A 21467-nucleotide genomic window follows, 5' to 3' on the forward strand; every position below is an offset into this window, starting at 1 on the left:
GTTGTTGCGGCGGGCCCGGCCGCCGCGGTGGATGTCGTACCTGCCGTCTCGCAACGGCAACCGGTTGCTCCTACTGCCAGGAGAAGAGCTCGTCGCCGGCCTTGATCTCGCCGTCCTCACGGACGTCGCCGAGCGAGTCCGCGGTCGCCTCCAGCGCGACGACGGGGCACACCGGCGACTTGCCGGCCTCCTCGACCGCCGCCGGGTTCCAGCGCACGACGGCCTGCCCGCGGGTGACGGTGTCGCCCTTGTTCACCAGCAGCTCGAAGCCCTCGCCGTTGAGCTGCACGGTGTCGATGCCGAGGTGCGTGAGCACGCCGTGTCCTTCGGCGTCCACGACGACGAACGCGTGCGGGTGCAGGGAGACGACCACGCCCTCCACGGGCGACACCGCCTCCGAGGGCTCACGGACCGGGTCGATGGCGGTGCCGGGGCCCACCATCGCGCCCGAGAAGACGGGGTCCGGCACGGCCGCCAGTCCGATGGCGCGTCCGGCAAGAGGGGACGTCACGGTGGTCATGGGAAACCTCCCAGGGGTGAAGATTCATCAGGCCGCCGTCACTACCTGTCCCGGACGGCGCACCGTTGAGAAGCGTAAGTCATAAGAACTGACGGTTCCGCATGACAGAGCCCAGTTGATCCGCCCTCCGGCGCTGAATCGATTTGCCTCGCCCACCGGGCCCCTGTACTGTCTTGGCTCTGCCCCGGACAGCCAGGAAGCGCGCAGCGCGACCGACTGAGTGGGCGGCACTCCTCAGAGTCATGATCCAGATTCTCGGATCACGCACTTCTGCATGCCTGCAGAAAAGCGCGGTTCGAAAAGCCGGAAAAGCCCTGATAGAGTGTGAAACACCGAAGGGAAGCGCCCGGCGGAAACCCGAAAGGGAATCCAAAGGAAGCGTCCGTTCCTTGAGAACTCAACAGCGTGCCAAAAGTCAACGCCAGATATGTTGATACCCCGTCTCCAACATCATGTTGGGACGAGGTTCCTTTGAAAGACCTTCCGACCTGTTCGGGAGGCACACACAGCGAGGACGCTGTGAACCGTGGGGATTATTCCTCCCGACGGTTCCGCTCTCGTGGTGTTTTACCCCGCAGTTTTTAATTAAACGCAGCCGGGGAAGCATTCACGGAGAGTTTGATCCTGGCTCAGGACGAACGCTGGCGGCGTGCTTAACACATGCAAGTCGAACGATGAACCGGCTTCGGTCGGGGATTAGTGGCGAACGGGTGAGTAACACGTGGGCAATCTGCCCTTCACTCTGGGACAAGCCCTGGAAACGGGGTCTAATACCGGATATGACGCGCGACCGCATGGTCTGTGCGTGGAAAGCTCCGGCGGTGAAGGATGAGCCCGCGGCCTATCAGCTTGTTGGTGAGGTAATGGCTCACCAAGGCGACGACGGGTAGCCGGCCTGAGAGGGCGACCGGCCACACTGGGACTGAGACACGGCCCAGACTCCTACGGGAGGCAGCAGTGGGGAATATTGCACAATGGGCGAAAGCCTGATGCAGCGACGCCGCGTGAGGGATGACGGCCTTCGGGTTGTAAACCTCTTTCAGCAGGGAAGAAGCGCAAGTGACGGTACCTGCAGAAGAAGCGCCGGCTAACTACGTGCCAGCAGCCGCGGTAATACGTAGGGCGCGAGCGTTGTCCGGAATTATTGGGCGTAAAGAGCTCGTAGGCGGCTTGTCGCGTCGGATGTGAAAGCCCGGGGCTTAACCCCGGGTCTGCATTCGATACGGGCAGGCTAGAGTTCGGTAGGGGAGATCGGAATTCCTGGTGTAGCGGTGAAATGCGCAGATATCAGGAGGAACACCGGTGGCGAAGGCGGATCTCTGGGCCGATACTGACGCTGAGGAGCGAAAGCGTGGGGAGCGAACAGGATTAGATACCCTGGTAGTCCACGCCGTAAACGTTGGGAACTAGGTGTGGGCGACATTCCACGTCGTCCGTGCCGCAGCTAACGCATTAAGTTCCCCGCCTGGGGAGTACGGCCGCAAGGCTAAAACTCAAAGGAATTGACGGGGGCCCGCACAAGCAGCGGAGCATGTGGCTTAATTCGACGCAACGCGAAGAACCTTACCAAGGCTTGACATACACCGGAAACGTCTGGAGACAGGCGCCCCCTTGTGGTCGGTGTACAGGTGGTGCATGGCTGTCGTCAGCTCGTGTCGTGAGATGTTGGGTTAAGTCCCGCAACGAGCGCAACCCTTGTTCTGTGTTGCCAGCATGCCTTTCGGGGTGATGGGGACTCACAGGAGACTGCCGGGGTCAACTCGGAGGAAGGTGGGGACGACGTCAAGTCATCATGCCCCTTATGTCTTGGGCTGCACACGTGCTACAATGGCCGGTACAATGAGCTGCGATACCGCGAGGTGGAGCGAATCTCAAAAAGCCGGTCTCAGTTCGGATTGGGGTCTGCAACTCGACCCCATGAAGTCGGAGTTGCTAGTAATCGCAGATCAGCATTGCTGCGGTGAATACGTTCCCGGGCCTTGTACACACCGCCCGTCACGTCACGAAAGTCGGTAACACCCGAAGCCGGTGGCCCAACCCCTTGTGGGAGGGAATCGTCGAAGGTGGGACTGGCGATTGGGACGAAGTCGTAACAAGGTAGCCGTACCGGAAGGTGCGGCTGGATCACCTCCTTTCTAAGGAGCACTTCTTACTCGGACTTGGTTCGGGTCAGAGGCCAGTACATCAGCGAGTGTCTGATGCTGGTTGCTCATGGGTGGAACGTTGACTACTCGGCACGATTGGTGTGAGGACTGTTAGTACTGCTTCGGCGTGGAACGCAGGGTCTCAGCTGGTCGGGTCGGGCACGCTGTTGGGTGTCTGAGGGTACGGACTTGAGTCTGGACCTTCGCGATGCCGGCCCCGGTGAAGGACCCTTGAAGGGTGTGTGACGGGTGGCTGGTCGTTGCTTGAGAACTGCACAGTGGACGCGAGCATCTGTGGCCAAGTTTTTAAGGGCGCACGGTGGATGCCTTGGCACCAGGAACCGATGAAGGACGTGGGAGGCCGCGATAGGCCCCGGGGAGCTGTCAACCGAGCTTTGATCCGGGGGTGTCCGAATGGGGAAACCCGGCAGTCGTCATGGGCTGTCACCCGCTGCTGAACACATAGGCAGTGTGGAGGGAACGCGGGGAAGTGAAACATCTCAGTACCCGCAGGAAGAGAAAACAACCGTGATTCCGGGAGTAGTGGCGAGCGAAACTGGATGAGGCCAAACCGTATTGGTGTGATACCCGGCAGGGGTTGCCAGTGCGGGGTTGTGGGATCTCTTTTCTGCAGTCTGCCGGCTGTGGGACGAGTCAGAAACCGTTGATGTAGGCGAAGGACATGCGAAAGGTCCGGCGTAGAGGGTAAGACCCCCGTAGCTGAAACGTCAGCGGCTCGTTTGAGAGACACCCAAGTAGCACGGGGCCCGAGAAATCCCGTGTGAATCTGGCGGGACCACCCGTTAAGCCTAAATATTCCCTGGTGACCGATAGCGGATAGTACCGTGAGGGAATGGTGAAAAGTACCGCGGGAGCGGAGTGAAATAGTACCTGAAACCGTGTGCCTACAAGCCGTGGGAGCGTCGCGTTGAGTCTTTGGCTCAACGTCGTGACTGCGTGCCTTTTGAAGAATGAGCCTGCGAGTTAGCGGTGTGTAGCGAGGTTAACCCGTGTGGGGAAGCCGTAGCGAAAGCGAGTCCGAAGAGGGCGATTTGAGTTGCACGCTCTAGACCCGAAGCGGAGTGATCTAGCCATGGGCAGGTTGAAGCGGAGGTAAGACTTCGTGGAGGACCGAACCCACCAGGGTTGAAAACCTGGGGGATGACCTGTGGTTAGGGGTGAAAGGCCAATCAAACTCCGTGATAGCTGGTTCTCCCCGAAATGCATTTAGGTGCAGCGTCGTGTGTTTCTTGCCGGAGGTAGAGCACTGGATAGGCGATGGGCCCTACCGGGTTACTGACCTTAGCCAAACTCCGAATGCCGGTAAGTGAGAGCGCGGCAGTGAGACTGTGGGGGATAAGCTCCATGGTCGAGAGGGAAACAGCCCAGAGCATCGACTAAGGCCCCTAAGCGTGTGCTAAGTGGGAAAGGATGTGGAGTCGCAGAGACAACCAGGAGGTTGGCTTAGAAGCAGCCATCCTTGAAAGAGTGCGTAATAGCTCACTGGTCAAGTGATTCCGCGCCGACAATGTAGCGGGGCTCAAGTACACCGCCGAAGTCGTGTCATTGCGGTATTACCCCTAACGGGGATCGTGATGGGTAGGGGAGCGTCGTGTGCCGGGTGAAGCAGCCGTGGAAGCGAGTTGTGGACGGTTCACGAGTGAGAATGCAGGCATGAGTAGCGATACAAGAGTGGGAAACTCTTGCGCCGATTGACTAAGGGTTCCTGGGTCAAGCTGATCTGCCCAGGGTAAGTCGGGACCTAAGGCGAGGCCGACAGGCGTAGTCGATGGACAACCGGTTGATATTCCGGTACCCGCTTTGAAGCGCCCAGTACTGAATCAGGCGATGCTAAGTCCGTGAAGCCGCCCTGAGCTCTTCGGAGTGTAGGGGAGTGGTGGAGCCGACGGACCAGACTTGTAGTAGGTAAGCGATGGGGTGACGCAGGAAGGTAGTCCAGCCCGGGCGGTGGTTGTCCCGGGGTAAGGGTGTAGGCCGTGTGGTAGGTAAATCCGTCACACGTTGAGGCTGAGACCTGATGCCGAGCCGATTGTGGTGAAGTGGATGATCCTATGCTGTCGAGAAAAGCCTCTAGTGAGTTTCAAGGCGGCCCGTACCCTAAACCGACTCAGGTGGTCAGGTAGAGAATACCGAGGCGTTCGGGTGAACTATGGTTAAGGAACTCGGCAAAATGCCCCCGTAACTTCGGGAGAAGGGGGGCCATTTCCGGTGATCACTCTTGCAGTGTGAGCTGGGGGTGGCCGCAGAGACCAGCGAGAAGCGACTGTTTACTAAAAACACAGGTCCGTGCGAAGCCGTAAGGCGATGTATACGGACTGACGCCTGCCCGGTGCTGGAACGTTAAGGGGACCGGTTAGCTCCATTTCGGTGGGGCGAAGCTGAGAACTTAAGCGCCAGTAAACGGCGGTGGTAACTATAACCATCCTAAGGTAGCGAAATTCCTTGTCGGGTAAGTTCCGACCTGCACGAATGGCGTAACGACTTCTCGACTGTCTCAACCATAGGCCCGGTGAAATTGCATTACGAGTAAAGATGCTCGTTTCGCGCAGCAGGACGGAAAGACCCCGGGACCTTTACTATAGCTTGATATTGGTGTTCGGTTCGGCTTGTGTAGGATAGGTGGGAGACTGTGAAGCGCCAACGCCAGTTGGTGTGGAGTCGTTGTTGAAATACCACTCTGGTCGTGCTGGATGTCTAACCTGGGTCCGTGATCCGGATCAGGGACAGTGTCTGGTGGGTAGTTTAACTGGGGCGGTTGCCTCCTAAAGGGTAACGGAGGCGCCCAAAGGTTCCCTCAGCCTGGTTGGTAATCAGGTGTTGAGTGTAAGTGCACAAGGGAGCTTGACTGTGAGACTGACGGGTCGAGCAGGTACGAAAGTAGGGACTAGTGATCCGGCGGTGGCTTGTGGAAGCGCCGTCGCTCAACGGATAAAAGGTACCCCGGGGATAACAGGCTGATCTTCCCCAAGAGTCCATATCGACGGGATGGTTTGGCACCTCGATGTCGGCTCGTCGCATCCTGGGGCTGGAGTCGGTCCCAAGGGTTGGGCTGTTCGCCCATTAAAGCGGTACGCGAGCTGGGTTTAGAACGTCGTGAGACAGTTCGGTCCCTATCCGCTGTGCGCGTAGGAGTCTTGAGAAGGGCTGTCCCTAGTACGAGAGGACCGGGACGGACGGACCTCTGGTGTGCCAGTTGTTCTGCCAAGGGCATGGCTGGTTGGCTACGTTCGGAAAGGATAACCGCTGAAAGCATCTAAGCGGGAAGCCTGCTTCGAGATGAGGGCTCCCTCCCACTTGATGGGGTAAGGCTCCCAGTAGATGACTGGGTTGATAGGCCAGATATGGAAGACCGGTAACGGTTGGAGTTGACTGGTACTAATAGGCCGAGGGCTTGTCCTCAGTTGCTCGCGTCCACTGTGTTGGTTCTGAAGCCACGAACAGACCAACGGTTGTTCTAAGTTTCATAGTGTTTCGGTGGTTATAGCGTTAGGGAAACGCCCGGTTACATTCCGAACCCGGAAGCTAAGCCTTTCAGCGCCGATGGTACTGCAGGGGGGACCCTGTGGGAGAGTAGGACGCCGCCGAACTCATCGTAAAAGAAAGCCCCGTCGGGAACCTCGGTTCCTGGCGGGGCCTTCTTGCGTTGCGATGCGGGGACCCGTGGCGCGGCTGTGCCGGCGGGCCAGGTAAAGTCGGAGACATCATCGGCATATTTTTCCCACAGGAGGCTTCCGCGTGGAGGTCCAGGAGACGCGGATCCAGACAGATCGCGTCCTCACCATCCCGAATATTCTGAGCATGGCGCGCCTGGTCGGCGTGCCGCTGTTCCTGTGGCTGATCCTCTGGCCGAAATTCGGCGGCCCGTACGCCGATGGCTGGGCGCTGCTCGTTCTCGCGCTGAGCGGGGTCAGCGATTACCTCGACGGCAAGCTGGCCCGGCGCTGGAACCAGATCAGCAGCCTGGGCCGGATCCTCGACCCGGCCGCTGACCGCCTGTACATCCTCTCCACCCTCGTCGGCCTGACCTGGCGTGAGATCCTCCCGGTCTGGCTCACCGCGGCGCTGCTCGCCCGCGAGCTGATGTTGCTGATCGCGGTCGGCATCCTCGGACGCCACGGATACGGGCCTCCCCAGGTGAACTTCCTCGGCAAAGCGGCTACGTTCAACTTGATGTATGCCTTCCCGTTGCTGCTGCTCAGTGACGGACCTGACTGGCTTCACACACTCGCTGCCATTTTCGGATGGGCGTTCGCCGGGTGGGGTACGGCGCTGTACTGGTGGGCAGGGATCCTCTACGTGGTACAGGTCCGCCGGATCATCAGGGCGGACACCACGGCCGACTGAGCTCGCCGAATCGGCAGATCGTGCCAAGGCCCAGCGCCCGTGCGGGGGAGAAAAGCGGGCGCTCTGGACAAGTGAAGTCGGCAAGACCGTCGTCTCTTCGAGGAGGACGCTTCCGACATGAAGGCCGTTGTGATGGCCGGTGGCGAAGGAACACGCCTTCGCCCCATGACGTCCAGCATGCCCAAGCCGCTGCTCCCGGTGGCCAACCGGCCGATCATGGAGCATGTACTGCGGCTGTTGAAAAGGCATGGTCTCAGCGAGACCGTCGTGACCGTGCAATTCCTGGCCTCGCTCGTCCGGAACTATTTCGGTGACGGCGAAGAGTTGGGAATGGAGCTCACCTACGCCAATGAGGAAAAGCCACTCGGCACCGCCGGGAGCGTGAAGAACGCCGAAGAGGCCCTCAGAGACGATGCCTTCCTGGTCATCTCCGGTGACGCTCTCACCGACTTCGACCTCACCGATCTCATCCGCTTCCACAAGGAAAAGGGCGCCCTCGTCACCGTATGCCTGACGAGGGTGCCCAATCCGTTGGAATTCGGCATCACCATCGTCGACGAGGGCGGCCGGGTCGAGCGTTTCCTGGAGAAGCCCACCTGGGGGCAGGTCTTCTCGGATACTGTGAACACCGGTATCTACGTGATGGAGCCGGAGGTCTTCGACTACGTCGCGGCCGATGTTCCGGTGGACTGGTCCGGGGACGTCTTTCCGCAGTTGATGAAGGACGGCAAGCCCATCTACGGCTATGTCGCCGAGGGTTACTGGGAGGACGTCGGCACACACGAAAGCTATGTGAAGGCCCAGGCCGACGTGCTGGAGGGCAAGGTCGACGTCGATATCGACGGCTTCGAGATCTCGCCGGGTGTATGGGTCGCCGAAGGCGCCGAGGTGCACCCGGACGCGGTGCTGCGCGGGCCGTTGTACATCGGCGACTACGCCAAGGTCGAGGCGGATGTGGAGATCCGGGAGCACACCGTCGTCGGCTCCAACGTCGTGGTGAAGAGCGGTGCGTTCCTGCACCGGGCGGTGGTGCACGACAACGTCTATATCGGGCAGCAGAGCAATCTGCGCGGCTGTGTGATCGGCAAGAACACCGACATCATGCGGGCGGCGCGGATCGAGGACGGCGCGGTCATCGGCGACGAGTGCCTGATCGGTGAGGAGTCGATCGTCCAGGGCAATGTGCGGGTCTATCCCTTCAAGACGATCGAGGCCGGTGCGTTCGTCAACACCTCCGTCATCTGGGAGTCGCGTGGCCAGGCGCACCTGTTCGGGGCGCGTGGGGTGTCGGGAATCCTCAACGTCGAGATCACTCCGGAACTCGCGGTGCGGCTCGCCGGTGCGTATGCCACCACGCTGAAGAAGGGGGCCACGGTCACCACGGCGCGCGACCACTCGCGCGGTGCTCGGGCCCTGAAGCGGGCGGTGATCTCCGCGCTCCAGGCGAGTGCCATCGACGTCCGCGACCTGGAGAACGTACCGCTGCCCGTCGCCCGGCAGCAGACCGCCCGGGGCAGCGCCGGCGGGATCATGGTCCGGACCACGCCAGGGGTGCCGGACTCCGTCGACATCATGTTCTTCGACGAGCGTGGCGCGGACCTCTCGCAGGCCGGTCAGCGCAAGCTCGACCGCGTCTATGCCCGGCAGGAGTACCGGCGGGCCTTCCCCGGCGAGATCGGCGATCTCCACTTCCCGTCCAGTGTCTTCGACTCCTATACGGGAGCGATGCTGCGGGCCGTGGACACCACCGGCATCAGCGACTCCGGTCTCAAGGTCGTCGTGGATGCGTCGAACGGGAGCGCCGGTCTGGTGCTGCCCAGCCTCCTGGGCCGGCTCGGCGTCGACTCGCTGACCATCAACCCCGGTCTGGACGAGGCCCGGCCGACCGAGACCGCCGACGCCCGGCGCGCCGGCCTGGTCCGGCTCGGCGAGATGGTGGCGTCGGCCCGGGCCGCGTTCGGCGTGCGGTTCGACCCCGTCGGCGAGCGGCTCTCCTTGGTGGACGAGCGTGGCCGGATCATCGAGGACGACCGGGCGCTGCTGGTGATGCTGGACCTCGTCGCGGCCGAGCGGCGCAGCGGCCGGGTGGCGCTGCCGGTGACCACGACCCGGATCGCCGAGCAGGTGGCGGCGTACCACGGCACGCAGGTCGAGTGGACGACCACGTCTCCGGACGATCTGACCCGGGTGGGGCGGTCGGACGGCACGGTGTTCGGCGGCGACGGCCTGGGCGGCTTCATCATCCCGGAGTTCAGCAGCGTCTTCGACGGCGCGGCCGCGTTCGTCCGGCTGATCGGCCTGGTGGCCCGTACGCAGCTCACGCTCAGCCAGATCGACGCGCGGATCCCGCGGGCGCACGTCCAGCGGCGGGACCTGGCGACGCCGTGGGCGGTCAAGGGCCTGGTGATGCGGCACGTCGTGGAGGCCGCCGGCGACCGCGATGTGGACACCACCGACGGCGTGCGGATCGTGGAGGCCGACGGGCGATGGGTGCTGGTGCTGCCCGATCCGGCCGAGGCGGTCACGCATCTGTGGGCGGAGGGCCCGGACGACGCCTCTGCCCAGCAGCTGCTGGACGAGTGGGCGGCCGTGGTGGACAGCGCCGGCCGCTGACCGGCGGCCCCGCCGGCGCGCCGCCCGATGGGCGCGCCGGTGGGGCCATTGGGAGGCCGCGTCGCCGACATGGGACGATGTGCGGCATGTCGCAGCAGCGCCCCGTTCGGAGCAACCCCCACCCCTCGGCCGCGCGCCCGGATGCTTCGATGTCGCTGCTGACCAACGTGATGGACCACAGCCTCGACGACGGGTACGCGGAGGCCGCCGCGCGGAAGTCCGCGGCCGGCGTCGGTGGTCTGCCGCGCACGCTCCGGGCGAAGTTGGGTCTGGCGGCGGGTCTGGTGCTGGCGGCGCTGGTGGTGACCGTGGGGGCGGCGCAGGCGCGGGTGTCGGCGCCCACACTTGCCAAGGAGCGCGAGGAGCTGATCCACCGCATCCAGAAGGGCACCGCCGAGGCCGACACCCAGCAGCAGCGGGTGGACGCGGCCCGGGACGCGGTGGACCGGATACAGCGCGAGGCACTGAAGCAGCACGGTGACGGCAAGGCCGACCTGCTGGCGCTGCTGGCCGGTTCGACCCAGGTGACCGGGCCGGGCGTGAAGCTCGTCGTGGACGACGCCAAGGGGGCGGCGGCCGGCACCGGGGGGCCGCGCGAGAGCAGCGACTTCTCGGACACCGGGCGGGTGCGCGACCGTGACCTGCAGCGCGTGGTCAACGGCCTGTGGCAGTCCGGTGCGGAGGCCATCTCCGTCAATGGGCAGCGGCTTACGTCCCTCTCGGCGATCAGGGCGGCGGGAGACGCCATACTGGTCGACAACAAGCCACTGGTGCCGCCTTATACGGTGCTGGCGGTGGGGGACGGGCAGCGGTTGAGCACCGAGTTCCAGGACAGCGCCGACGGCCAGTATCTGCACGTGCTGCAGGAGAACTACGGCGTACGCGCCAGGATTTCCGTGGAGAGCGAGGTCACGCTGCCCCCCGCGCCCAGTTTGACCGTACGTACCGCAAAGCCGAAGGCCGGTGCCGCGAAGGCGGACGGCGCCGACACAGGGAAGGGCACATCGTGATCGCCGTACTGGGCCTCATCGTGGGAGTCGTGGTCGGAATCGTCGTCCGACCCGTGGTGCCGACGGTGGTCGAGCCCTACTTGCCGATCGCTGTCGTCGCCGCGCTGGACGCCGTGTTCGGTGGTCTGCGGGCGATGCTGGACGGCATCTTCGACGACAAGGTCTTCGTCGTCTCCTTCCTGTCGAACGTCGTGGTCGCCGCCCTGATCGTCTTCCTCGGCGACAAGCTGGGCGTCGGCGCCCAACTCTCCACCGGTGTCGTGGTGGTGCTCGGTATCCGCATCTTCTCCAACGCTGCCGCGATCCGCCGGCACGTCTTCCGGGCGTGAGGCCGATGGCAGCGGACGGGACCCCGGAGCCGGAGCGCACCCCGGACGAGCGGCCGGAATCCGGTCCGGCGCGGGAAGCCGGCGCGGATCACCCCGCGGGGCGGCGGCCGATGCCGCCGGAGACGCCTCGCCGACCCGCACAGGCGGAGCAGCGCGCCGGAGGCCCGGAGGCGGAACGCAAGGAGCAGGAAGCGGGACAGAAGCGGACCGAATCGGCGGTTGGTGAGGGTTCGGGCGTGACGGCGGACGAGGAGTCGGCGGCGCCGGCTCCGATGACCGGTCGGCAGCGGCTGCGGGCCAGTCTGTGGCCGCCGCGGCTGACGCGGGCTCAACTGATCGTCGCGTTGCTCCTGTTCATTCTCGGCCTCGGCCTCGCGATTCAGGTACGTTCCACAAGTGACAGCAGTGCGCTGCGGGGTGCGCGCCAAGAGGACTTGGTGCGCATTCTGGACGAACTGGACAACCGCTCCCAGCGGTTGACGGTTGAGCAGCGGCGCCTGGAGGGACAGAAGGCCGAGTTGGAGAACAGCTCGGACCAAGCCGAGGAGGCCCGGAAGCAGACCGTGGAGAAGGAACAGCAGCTGGGCGTGCTGGCCGGTACCGTCGCGGCGCAAGGCCCCGGCATCAACCTGACCATCGACGACCCCCACCACTCCGTGGAGGCGGACAAACTGCTGGACACCATCCAGGAACTGCGGGCGGCCGGAGCCGAGGCGATCCAGGTGAACGACGTGCGCGTGGTCGCGAACACCTCCCTCTCGGATCTCCGGGGCGGGGTGCGGATCGACGGCAAGCGCGTCACGCAGCCGTACCGCTTCAAGGTCATCGGGAAGCCGGAGGACCTGGAGCCGGCGCTCAACATCCCTGGCGGAGTGGTCCAGACACTGGAAAAGGAGCAGGCCAAGGTGTCTGTGGCCCGTGAAGAGAAGATCATCGTGGATGCCTTGCGACAGGCGAAGCGGCCTGACTACGCTCGGTCGTCATCCCAGTGAGGCGTCTACGTATGGTGATGGCCCGGCGAGGGCATGAGGTAGCGGGGGGTCGACGCACCGTGCGTGTGGTGTGTGGTGGAAACTGTCTGAAGGCCACGGACGTTCACAGGATGTCCGGATCGGCCGGTGTGTGCATCGAGGGTTCGTCCTGCCCCACGGGCGGGTCTGTGTCGTACAAGGGGAATCGCCCGTGAAGTTGTTTGGAAAGCTGTTCGGCAAGAGCGCGCGCAAGGAAGGCGACGGCGGCTCCGCACGGCACCGTGCGCCGCGCCGGCCGGAGGAGGACGCCGCGGCCGGTGACCGTCCGCTGTTCCGTGATGAGGTCGGCGGTCCGTCCGGGGGGCATGGCGCGGGTTCTGTTGACCCCTCCGGTGCCGGCCGCATAGGTTCCCAGGAACCATCAGCCGCACACACGGGTGGAGGGTCGACCTTGCCGGTTTGTACGAGGTGCGGGCACCGGAACGCCGAGGCGAGCCGGTTCTGCTCCAACTGCGGCGCGCCGCTGCGCGCGGGCGCCCAGCCCGAGCGGGCCTCCGAGACGACCTCGACGATCTCCATCTCGGGGATCGAGGCGTACGACGCGGAGACCACCGGGCAGAACCTGTCGCCGGCTCTCTCCCCGGAGGCCCAGGCGGCCGTCGACGCCCTTCCGCTGGGCTCGGCCCTGCTGGTCGTCCGCCGGGGCCCGAACGCCGGCAGCCGCTTCCTCCTGGACGGCGAGCTGACGACGGCGGGCCGGCACCCGCAGGGCGACATCTTCCTCGACGACGTGACGGTCTCCCGCAGCCACGTGGAGTTCCGCCGCGGTGCGGACGGCCGCTTCACGGTCACCGACGTCGGCAGCCTGAACGGCACCTACGTCAACCGCGAGCCGATCGACTCCGTCGTCCTCTCCAATGGCGACGAGGTACAGATCGGCAAGTACCGGATGGTCTTCTACGCCAGCCAGCGAGGCGTCGGCATCTGACCGCCAGGGAAGGCATATGCGCCATACACCGACAGGTGGTGCCGGCTCGTCCGGCACCACCTCCTCGGACCGCAAACCGATGAGCATCGGCACGGTGCTCGGGGTGCTGCGCGAGGAGTTCCCCGAGGTCACCGTCTCCAAGATCCGGTTCCTGGAGGCCGAGGGGCTGATCGAGCCGCAGCGCACGCCTTCCGGCTACCGCAAGTTCACCGCCGAGGACGTCGAACGGCTGGCGAGCGTGCTGCGGATGCAGCGGGACCACTACCTCCCCCTGAAGGTCATCAGGGACCACCTCGACGCCCTGGAGCGTGGTGAGCAGGTCTCGTTGCCGGCTCCGGCGGCACCCTCGGGGGACTTCGTCGAGGGCGTGTCCGAGGTGGACGGGGAGCGCCCGACGGCCTCCCGGATCGGCCGGGCGGAGCTGCTGGCGGCCGCCGAGGTCGACGAGGCGGCGCTCGCCGAATGGGAGTCGTACGGACTCATCGTCCCCCATGAGGACGGGGGATACGACATCGAAGCGGTGGCCGTCGCCAAACTCGTGGCGGACCTCGGCGGTTTCGGACTGGAGCCGCGGCACCTGCGGGCCGTGAAGGCGGCCGCGGAGCGCGAGGCGGGGCTGGTCGAACAGGTCGTTGCACCCCTTCGGCGGCACCGGAACCCACAGACCCGGGCCCATGCCGAGGCCACCGCCAGGGAGCTGGCCACGCTGTCGGTGCGGCTGCACGCCGCCCTGCTGCAGAGCGCCCTGCGGGTCCGGGTGCCGTGACCAAACGAGTGCCCGACTACCCAAACCGACCGAGCACGGCCTAGGGTTGCTGTGTGAACGAGCTCGACGTCGTGGGTGTCCGGGTGGAGATGCCTTCCAGCCAACCGATCGTGCTGCTGCGGGAGGTGGGAGGCGACCGCTACCTGCCCATTTGGATCGGGCCGGGCGAGGCCACCGCCATCGCGTTCGCCCAGCAGGGCATGGTCCCCGCCAGGCCGCTGACGCATGACCTCTTCAAGGACGTGCTGGAGGCCGTGGGGCAGGAGCTGACGCAGGTCAGGATCACGGATCTGCGCGAAGGGGTCTTCTACGCCGAGCTGGTCTTCGCCAGCGGCGTCGAGGTCAGTGCCCGGCCGTCCGACGCGATAGCGCTGGCGCTGCGCACCGGGACCCCGATTTTCGGTACCGACGGTGTGCTGGACGACGCGGGGATCGCCATTCCGGACGAGCAGGAGGACGAGGTGGAGAAGTTCCGCGAGTTCCTCGACCAGATCTCGCCGGAGGACTTCGGCACCAACCAGTGATCGGCCAGGCCACCCACCTGTTTCCGGCCAACCTGTGACCCCTTCCCCGCGACAAGTCACGAGAAACCACTCGTAGGGTGATTATCACTCGGCGTGGCGAGCGCGGCGATCGTTGACGCACCCCGGGTGACTGCATACCGTCGATATGGCAGGTCCCGTCCGGGACGTGGAGGACGGAGGGCGGCGTGGCAATCACCGGCGACGGTACGGCGGCGGAAGGGGCATTGCCGCTCCACAGGGGCGCGGCGGCCAACCGCAGCCCGGTACAGGCCGCTGCGATGTCGGGGGAGCGCGAGCCGGAGAGCATCGGCTACCGCGGACCGACCGCCTGTGCGGCGGCGGGCATCACCTACCGACAGCTGGACTACTGGGCACGCACCGGGCTCGTGGAGCCCAGCATCCGGCCGGCCTACGGGTCCGGCACCCAGCGGCTCTACAGCTTCCGGGACGTCGTCGTCCTGAAGATCGTCAAGCGGCTGCTGGACACCGGGGTGTCGCTGCAGAACATCCGCACCGCCGTCCAGCACCTGCGGGCGCGGGGCCTGGCCGATCTGACCCGGATGACGCTGATGAGCGACGGCGCGACCGTCTACGAGTGCACTTCGCCCGACCAGGTCGTGGATCTGCTCCAGGGGGGCCAGGGGGTCTTCGGCATCGCCGTGGGCGTGGTGTGGCGGGACGTGGAGGGCTCGCTGTCACAGCTCCACGGGGAGCGGGTGGACACCGGCGAGACGCTGATCGGGAAGAACCCGCACGACGAGCTGGCGCGGCGGCGCAACCGGGCCGGCTGACGGTCGTCGGGCGGTTCCCGGCCCGGGATCGGGCCGATTGTCAGTGGTGTGCGGCAGCATCAGTGGTGTGAGACGTGCGCCGACGATCCTGCATCTGGACATGGATGCGTTCTACGCGGCCGCCGAGCAGGCGGCCAAGCCGAGCCTGCGGGGAAAGCCCGTGGTCGTCGGCGGGATCGGGCCGCGCGGTGTGGTCGCCACCGCGTCGTACGAAGCGCGGGTCTTCGGGGTGCGTTCGGCGATGCCGACGGCGCAGGCGCGCCGGCTGTGCCCCAACGCCGCTTATCTCAGTCCCCGGTTCACGCTGTACCGCCAAGTGAGTGATGCGGTCATGGAGCTGCTGCGGGCGCTCTCACCGCTCGTGGAGCCACTGAGTCTGGACGAGGCCTTCGTCGATCTGGAGGCGGGCGGGGTGCCGGCGGAGACGGCCGCGGCGCGGGCCGTGGGGGAGCAGCTGCGGCGGGACATCAGGGCGGTCACCGGGCTGACGGGGTCGGTGGGGCTGGCCGGCGCCAAGATGCTCGCCAAGATCGCGTCCGAGGCGGCGAAACCGGACGGTCTGGTGGTGATCGAGCCGGGTACCGAGCGGGAGCTGCTGGGACCGATGCCGGTGCGGACGCTGCCCGGGGTCGGGCCGGCGACGGCCGAGGCGCTGCGCCGGGCCGGGATCCACACCGTCGCGGAGACCGCGGAAGCCGGCGAGGCAGAGCTGGTGCGGCTGCTGGGCAGGGCGCACGGCACCGGACTGTACGCGATGGCGCTGGGCCAGGACGAGCGGCCGGTGGTGGCAGAGCGGGACGCGAAGTCGGTGTCGGTGGAGGACACCTTCGAGGTCGATCTCACCGACCGGACGCGGGTGCGGATCGAGGTGCTGCGGCTGGCCGACCGCTGTGTCCAGCGGCTGCGGGCGGCCGGGCGGTCCGGGCGCACGGTGGTGATCAAGGTGCGCAACTACGACTTCTCCACGCTGACCAGGTCCGAGACGTTGCGCGGGCCCACCGACGATCCGGCCGTCATCAGGGAGGCCGCCGTGCGGCTGCTGGAGACCGTGGACACCACGGGCGGGGTCCGCCTCCTGGGCGTGGGGGTGAGCGGGCTGGCCGACTTCACACAGGAGGACCTCTTCGCCCAGATCGCCACGGAGCGGGAGACGGAGGAGGCGGGTGGGGTGGCGGAGCCGGAGGAGGAGGCGGGGGAGACCGAGGCCGCCGTCGAGCTGCCCCGGCGCTGGTATCCGGGGCTGGACGTGGTCCACGAGGAGTTCGGCGCCGGATGGGTGCAGGGCAGTGGCGTGGGGCGGGTGACCGTACGGTTCGAGACGCCGTGGTCCGCACCGGGGCGGGTGCGGACCTTCGTCGTCGACGATCCGGCGCTGCGGCCGGGCGAGCCGCTGTCGCTGCTGGGCGGGCCGGATCAGTCGTCCGCGCCGGCGATCCGCCCGAAGTCCGTGTCGGCGGACGGCGCGGCGGATTCCGCGGCCGGTGCGGAGATATCCAGGCGGTAGTGGTGGTAGAGCTGGAGCTCCTGCTCGGGGGAGAGGTGCCGGCCGACGCCGAAATCCGGGGCATCCTTGATCAGCTTGCGGTCATAGGGGATGTGCAGGCTGTCGCCGACCATCTTGCTCGGCTCCAGGGGGACGAACGCATCCCTGCTGAAGAGGCCGGTGCGGACGGCCGCCCACTCCGGTTCGCCCGTCGCGTCGTCGAGGTAGACCTCGTCGACGGTCCCTATTTTCGCGCCGTTCCGGTCGAACGCTTTGCGGCCGATGAGGCTCCGGGGATCGATATCGGCTTGCACGGTCCCTCCAATTGGTCGCAACTGCCTTGTGACAACTACGAAACGGCACATTTCCTGCCCCGGCCACTCGAAGGATCGTTTCGGCGGGGCGCTGGTAGGCTGGCGAATGGCCGTCGACCCCATGCGGGAGAGTCCTTTGTCGTTCGCGACCAGGGCGCCGAAGGAGCAAATCCTCCCCGGAATCTCTCAGGCACACGTACCGCATGGACGAGGTCACTCTGGAAAGCAGGGCGGGCCACGGACAGGCACCATGCCGGGACCCCTCCTCACCGACGGTGAAAGCCGGACCGCGGTCGCGGGCCGGTGAAGCTCTCAGGTTGAGATGACAGAGGGGGAGGCCGTCCGGGCACCAGCGCCGTGGTGCCCCTCGTAGGTCGCACTGACCAGGAGGCCCCCGCAGATGACCACCCACCGCATCTCGCTGACCGAGCTGGAGCGCGGCATCCCGTTCGAGGACCGGCACATCGGTCCCGACGCCGAGGCCCAGGCCAAGATGCTCGCGCAGGTCGGCTTCGGATCACTGGACGAGCTCACCGCCACCGCCGTCCCCGACGTGATCAAGAGCGCCGAGGCGCTGGGCCTGCCGCAGGGCCGCACCGAGGCCGAGGTCCTGGCGGAGCTGCGCGCACTCGCCGACCGCAACCAGGTCCTGTCGTCCATGATCGGGCTCGGCTACTACGGCACCTTCACACCGCCGGTGATCCTGCGCAACGTCATGGAGAACCCGTCCTGGTACACGGCCTACACGCCCTACCAGCCGGAGATCTCGCAGGGCCGCCTGGAGGCGCTGCTGAACTTCCAGACCGTCGTCGCCGACCTGACCGGACTGCCCACCTCCGGCGCTTCCCTCCTGGACGAGGGCACCGCCGCCGCCGAGGCCATGGCGCTCTCCCGCCGGGTCGGCAAGGTCAAGCAGGGCGTCTTCCTGGTCGACGCCGACTGCCTGCCGCAGACCATCGCCGTCCTTGAGACCCGCGCCGAACCGACCGGTGTGGAGGTCGTGGTCGCCGACCTCGCCGACGGCATCCCGGACGAGGTCGCCGAGCGCGGCGTCTTCGGTGTGCTGCTCCAGTACCCGGGCGCCTCCGGAGCCGTGCGCGACCCGCGGGCCCTCATCGAGCGGGCCCACGAGCTGGGCGCGATCGTCACGATCGCCGCCGACCTGCTGGCGCTGACCCTGCTCACCTCGCCCGGCGAGCTCGGCGCCGACATCGCGGTCGGCACCAGCCAGCGCTTCGGCGTCCCGATGGGCTTCGGCGGCCCGCACGCCGGCTACATGGCCGTCCGCGAGCAGTACGCCCGCAGCCTGCCCGGCCGCCTGGTCGGTGTCTCCGTCGACGCCGACGGCAACAAGGCGTACCGCCTCGCGCTGCAGACCCGCGAACAGCACATCCGCCGCGAGAAGGCCACCAGCAACATCTGCACCGCGCAGGTGCTGCTCGCCGTGATGGCCGGCATGTACGCCGTCTACCACGGCCCCGAGGGGCTGCGCACCATCGCCCGGCGCACCCACCGCTACGCCGCGATCCTCGCCGGGGGCCTGAAGGCCGGCGGCGTCGAGATCGTCCACGACGCCTACTTCGACACCCTCACCGCCCGGGTGCCGGGCCGGGCCGCCGAGGTCGTCGCCGCTGCCCGCGAGGCCGGCATCAACCTCCGCCAGGTCGACGCCGACCTCGTCGGCATCGCCTGCGACGAGACCACCGGACGGGCCCAGCTGGCCGGCGTCTGGGGTGCCTTCGGAGTCCAGGGCGACATCGAGGCGCTGGACGCGGCCGTCGCCGACACCCTTCCGCAGCCGCTGCTGCGCGCCGACGACTACCTTGCCCACCCGGTCTTCCACCGGCACCGTTCCGAGACCGCGATGCTGCGCTACCTGCGCACCCTCGCCGACAAGGACTACGCGCTGGACCGCGGCATGATCCCGCTCGGCTCCTGCACGATGAAGCTGAACGCCACCACCGAGATGGAGCCGGTCACCTGGCCCGAGTTCGGCCAGCTGCACCCCTTCGCCCCGGCCGACCAGGCGCAGGGCTACCTCACGCTCATCGGGGAGCTGGAGGAGCGGCTCGCCGCGATCACCGGCTACGACAAGGTGTCCCTCCAGCCCAACGCCGGCTCCCAGGGCGAACTGGCCGGTCTGCTCGCCGTCCGCGCCTACCACCGCGCCAACGGGGACGAGCAGCGCACCGTCTGCCTGATCCCGTCGTCGGCGCACGGCACCAACGCCGCCAGCGCCGTGATGGCCGGCATGAAGGTCGTCGTCGTCAAGACCGGCGAGGACGGCGAGGTCGACGCCGACGACCTGCACGCCAAGATCGAGAAGCACCGCGACGAGCTGGCCGTCCTGATGGTCACCTACCCGTCCACCCACGGCGTGTTCGAGGAGCACATCACCCAGATCTGCGCGGCGGTGCACGACGCCGGCGGCCAGGTCTACGTGGACGGCGCCAACCTCAACGCCCTGGTCGGCCTGGCCGAGCCCGGGAAGTTCGGGGGCGACGTCTCGCACCTGAACCTGCACAAGACGTTCTGCATCCCGCACGGCGGCGGCGGCCCCGGCGTCGGCCCGGTCGCCGTCCGCGCCCACCTGGCGCCCTACCTGCCCAACCACCCGCTGCAGCCCGCCGCGGGCCCGGAGACCGGCGTCGGGCCGGTCTCCGCCGCCCCCTGGGGCTCCGCCGGCATCCTGCCGATCTCGTGGACGTACGTCCGCCTGATGGGCGGCGAGGGCCTCAAGCGCGCCACCCAGGTCGCGGTGCTCGGCGCCAACTACATCGCCAAGCGCCTGGAGCCGCACTACCCGGTGCTCTACACCGGGCCCGGCGGGCTGGTCGCCCACGAGTGCATCATCGACGTCCGGCCGCTGACCAAGGCGACCGGCGTGAGCATCGACGACGTCGCCAAGCGGCTCATCGACTACGGCTTCCACGCGCCGACGATGTCCTTCCCCGTGGCCGGCACGCTGATGATCGAGCCGACCGAGAGCGAGGACCTCACCGAGCTGGACCGCTTCTGCGACGCGATGATCGCCATCCGCGCCGAGATCGACAAGGTCGGCTCGGGGGAGTGGGACAAGGACGACAACCCGCTGCGCAACGCCCCGCACACCGCGGCCGCGCTCGGCGGCGAGTGGACCCACCCGTACACCCGCGAGGAGGCCGTCTTCCCGGCCGGCGTCCACGCCGCGGAGAAGTACTGGCCGCCGGTGCGCCGCATCGACGGTGCCTTCGGCGACCGCAACCTCGTCTGCTCCTGCCCGCCGCTGGACGAGTACGACGCCTGATCACCGCCTGCCGTCGGTGACCGGTGGCAACATCAAGGGCCCTCGGCCGATGCGCCGGGGGCCCTGGTGTACGTGCCGGGCGATCGCTGGATCACGCGGCGGCGGTCACCCGTGGTGTGCCGAGCGGCCGGTGCGGGGCGATGACCTGCCCGTCCGGCAGCAGCTCACCGGTGTCCTCGAAGAGCAGGACGCCGTTGCACAGCAGGCTCCAGCCCTGTTCCGGGTGGTGCGCCACCAGGTGTGCGGCCTCCCGGTCGGTGGAGTCGGCTGACGGGCAGGGTGGTTCATGCAGGCACATGGAAGTTGTCTTTCGCTGCGGAGTGGTGAACGCACGGCTCGACGAAGTGGTCATGGCCGTTCCCCCGTTTCATGTCGGTCCCAGTCTTGCCCTACGGACGGGAATCCGCAGGGATTTCGCAGCAGCGGTGCACACTCGATACGGACGTGTCACCCGTGCGGGCGGTTGCCCCCAAGTCGGCGTGTGACCCCGGGGGTTGACGCACTACCGGCGCACGGGGCGGACGGCGCCGTGCGCCCCGCGGCCGGGGAGGCCATGGGGCGCACGGTTGCGGGGCGGTCGCATGGTGGCCGGCGTCCTCCTGTCCGGGCCGGCTGGAGCGGCGTCGGCGCTGGTGAGGGCGGTCAGGCCGGCTCACGGAGCAGTGGCGGCGGGCCCAGGCGCCGGGCGAGGCGGGGCAGCAGGTCGGTGAGCCGCTGCGGGAGGTAGGGGGCGATCCCGGGCGGGGCGGGCGCCAGCGGCACCAGGAGGTCACCGTCGGCCGGCATCCCGTCGGCGCCGTCCGCGGTGAGGTCGTGGTGCAGCCACAGGGTCAGCATGTACAGCTCCGGGACGGACAGCAGGCGGGGCTGGTAGGGCGCGGCGAGCGACTCGGCCTGCTGCAGGGCCCGTTCCGTCGCGGCGACGTAGGGGCCGTCGCAGAAGTGCGAGAACGCCCAGCCGTCGGCGGTGGGCCGGGCCTCGGCGGCGGCCACGGCGCGCTCGCCGCCGCGGATCAGGAACCGCCAGCCGAGGAGGCGGGTGCGCGGCGGACCGGCCTGGCTGACGTCGTCCCACACGTGCACGGGCAGCGGGTGGTCGGGGCTCAGCGGCCCCTGATGGGTGCGGAGCGCGGAGGCCGGGGCCTCGCGGACCGCGGTGGGGGAGCCGAGAGCGCTGAGAACGCTGCGCAGGGCGGGCGCGGGGGCGGGAGGAACATGCAGCGGCATGGCGGGTCGCCTCTCACTCAGGAGACACGGTGGAGCGTGGCAGTACGGACGGCGCTGTCTGCGGGCGGGTCAGAGCCTGGCTGGCCGGGCTGCGGACCGGTGGGTCGGACGCAGTGCCGGGGCACCGGCGGAACAC

15 protein-coding genes, 3 rRNA genes and 1 riboswitch are annotated in these 21467 nt (G+C 67.0%); of the genes, 14 read left to right on the forward strand and 4 right to left on the reverse strand.

Features of this window, described 5'->3' with window-relative positions; all coding sequences use genetic code 11:
- Nucleotides 1–70 precede the first annotated feature (70 nt).
- Nucleotides 71–520: a PTS sugar transporter subunit IIA gene (locus ACRAS8_RS30310; RefSeq protein ID WP_352302447.1), complete on the reverse strand. Its 450-nt coding sequence runs from the start codon at nt 518–520 to the stop codon at nt 71–73.
- A 606-nt stretch (nt 521–1126) separates the two neighbouring features.
- On the opposite strand from ACRAS8_RS30310, the gene ACRAS8_RS30315 reads away from it, so the two are divergent.
- The 13 genes from ACRAS8_RS30315 to ACRAS8_RS30375 all read left to right on the forward strand — a co-directional run bounded on the left by ACRAS8_RS30315 (nt 1127) and on the right by ACRAS8_RS30375 (nt 16525).
- Nucleotides 1127–2655: ribosomal RNA gene (locus tag ACRAS8_RS30315) — 16S ribosomal RNA — on the forward strand.
- Nucleotides 2656–2960: 305 nt separating this feature from the next.
- A 23S ribosomal RNA gene (locus ACRAS8_RS30320) occupies nt 2961–6084 on the forward strand.
- 71 nt (nt 6085–6155) lie between these two features.
- A 5S ribosomal RNA gene (gene rrf / locus ACRAS8_RS30325) occupies nt 6156–6272 on the forward strand.
- Together the 16S, 23S and 5S rRNA genes form the textbook arrangement of a ribosomal RNA operon.
- Nucleotides 6273–6420: 148 nt before the next feature.
- The gene (locus ACRAS8_RS30330; protein ID WP_438489170.1) at nt 6421–7029 is read left to right on the forward strand and encodes a CDP-alcohol phosphatidyltransferase family protein; all 609 of its coding nucleotides are present in this window, start codon (nt 6421–6423) and stop codon (nt 7027–7029) included.
- A 117-nt stretch (nt 7030–7146) separates the two neighbouring features.
- Complete coding sequence (locus ACRAS8_RS30335; RefSeq protein WP_438489171.1) at nt 7147–9642, forward strand: sugar phosphate nucleotidyltransferase; 2496 nt, start codon at nt 7147–7149, stop codon at nt 9640–9642.
- Between the two features lie 77 nt (nt 9643–9719).
- The gene (locus ACRAS8_RS30340) at nt 9720–10652 is read left to right on the forward strand and encodes a DUF881 domain-containing protein (protein ID WP_438489172.1); all 933 of its coding nucleotides are present in this window, start codon (nt 9720–9722) and stop codon (nt 10650–10652) included.
- A complete protein-coding gene (locus ACRAS8_RS30345) occupies nt 10649–10981 on the forward strand; it encodes a small basic family protein (protein WP_016578706.1) in 333 nt (110 codons plus the stop codon). The genes ACRAS8_RS30340 and ACRAS8_RS30345 overlap by 4 nt, the downstream gene beginning before the upstream one ends.
- Before the next feature lie 5 nt (nt 10982–10986).
- The gene (locus ACRAS8_RS30350) at nt 10987–11973 is read left to right on the forward strand and encodes a DUF881 domain-containing protein (RefSeq protein WP_438489173.1); all 987 of its coding nucleotides are present in this window, start codon (nt 10987–10989) and stop codon (nt 11971–11973) included.
- Nucleotides 11974–12091: 118 nt separating this feature from the next.
- On the forward strand, nt 12092–12940 hold the full coding sequence (locus ACRAS8_RS30355) for an FHA domain-containing protein (RefSeq protein WP_234025170.1): 849 nt from the start codon (nt 12092–12094) through the stop codon (nt 12938–12940).
- 16 nt (nt 12941–12956) lie between these two features.
- On the forward strand, nt 12957–13706 hold the full coding sequence (ftsR, locus tag ACRAS8_RS30360; RefSeq protein ID WP_438489174.1) for a transcriptional regulator FtsR: 750 nt from the start codon (nt 12957–12959) through the stop codon (nt 13704–13706).
- A gap of 53 nt (nt 13707–13759) precedes the next feature.
- Nucleotides 13760–14230: a bifunctional nuclease family protein gene (locus ACRAS8_RS30365; protein WP_016571419.1), complete on the forward strand. Its 471-nt coding sequence runs from the start codon at nt 13760–13762 to the stop codon at nt 14228–14230.
- Between the two features lie 185 nt (nt 14231–14415).
- Entirely contained in the window at nt 14416–15021 is a 606-nt protein-coding gene (locus tag ACRAS8_RS30370; protein ID WP_438489175.1) for a MerR family transcriptional regulator, read from the forward strand.
- 67 nt (nt 15022–15088) lie between these two features.
- A complete protein-coding gene (locus ACRAS8_RS30375) occupies nt 15089–16525 on the forward strand; it encodes a DNA polymerase IV (RefSeq protein ID WP_438489176.1) in 1437 nt (478 codons plus the stop codon).
- On the opposite strand, the gene ACRAS8_RS30380 is transcribed toward ACRAS8_RS30375, so the two are convergent.
- Entirely contained in the window at nt 16435–16830 is a 396-nt protein-coding gene (locus tag ACRAS8_RS30380; RefSeq protein WP_438490640.1) for a PRC-barrel domain-containing protein, read from the reverse strand. The genes ACRAS8_RS30375 and ACRAS8_RS30380 overlap by 91 nt on opposite strands.
- A gap of 102 nt (nt 16831–16932) precedes the next feature.
- Nucleotides 16933–17030: riboswitch (glycine riboswitch) on the forward strand.
- Nucleotides 17031–17218: 188 nt separating this feature from the next.
- Here ACRAS8_RS30380 and gcvP point away from each other — a divergent pair.
- Nucleotides 17219–20104 carry an aminomethyl-transferring glycine dehydrogenase gene (gene gcvP, locus ACRAS8_RS30385; RefSeq protein ID WP_438489177.1) on the forward strand — a complete coding sequence of 962 codons (2886 nt, stop codon included), beginning with the start codon at nt 17219–17221 and terminating at the stop codon, nt 20102–20104.
- A 91-nt stretch (nt 20105–20195) separates the two neighbouring features.
- Here the strand turns inward: gcvP and ACRAS8_RS30390 are convergent, their stop codons facing one another.
- Together ACRAS8_RS30390 and ACRAS8_RS30395 are read right to left on the reverse strand one after the other, a co-directional pair.
- Complete coding sequence (locus tag ACRAS8_RS30390) at nt 20196–20402, reverse strand: DUF5999 family protein (RefSeq protein WP_438489178.1); 207 nt, start codon at nt 20400–20402, stop codon at nt 20196–20198.
- Nucleotides 20403–20746: 344 nt separating this feature from the next.
- The gene (locus tag ACRAS8_RS30395) at nt 20747–21331 is read right to left on the reverse strand and encodes a hypothetical protein (protein WP_438489179.1); all 585 of its coding nucleotides are present in this window, start codon (nt 21329–21331) and stop codon (nt 20747–20749) included.
- Between the last annotated feature and the right edge of the window lie 136 nt (nt 21332–21467).

Origin of the sequence: Streptomyces sp. S186, from assembly GCF_051603415.1 — a bacterium.
GTDB lineage: Bacteria > Actinomycetota > Actinomycetes > Streptomycetales > Streptomycetaceae > Streptomyces.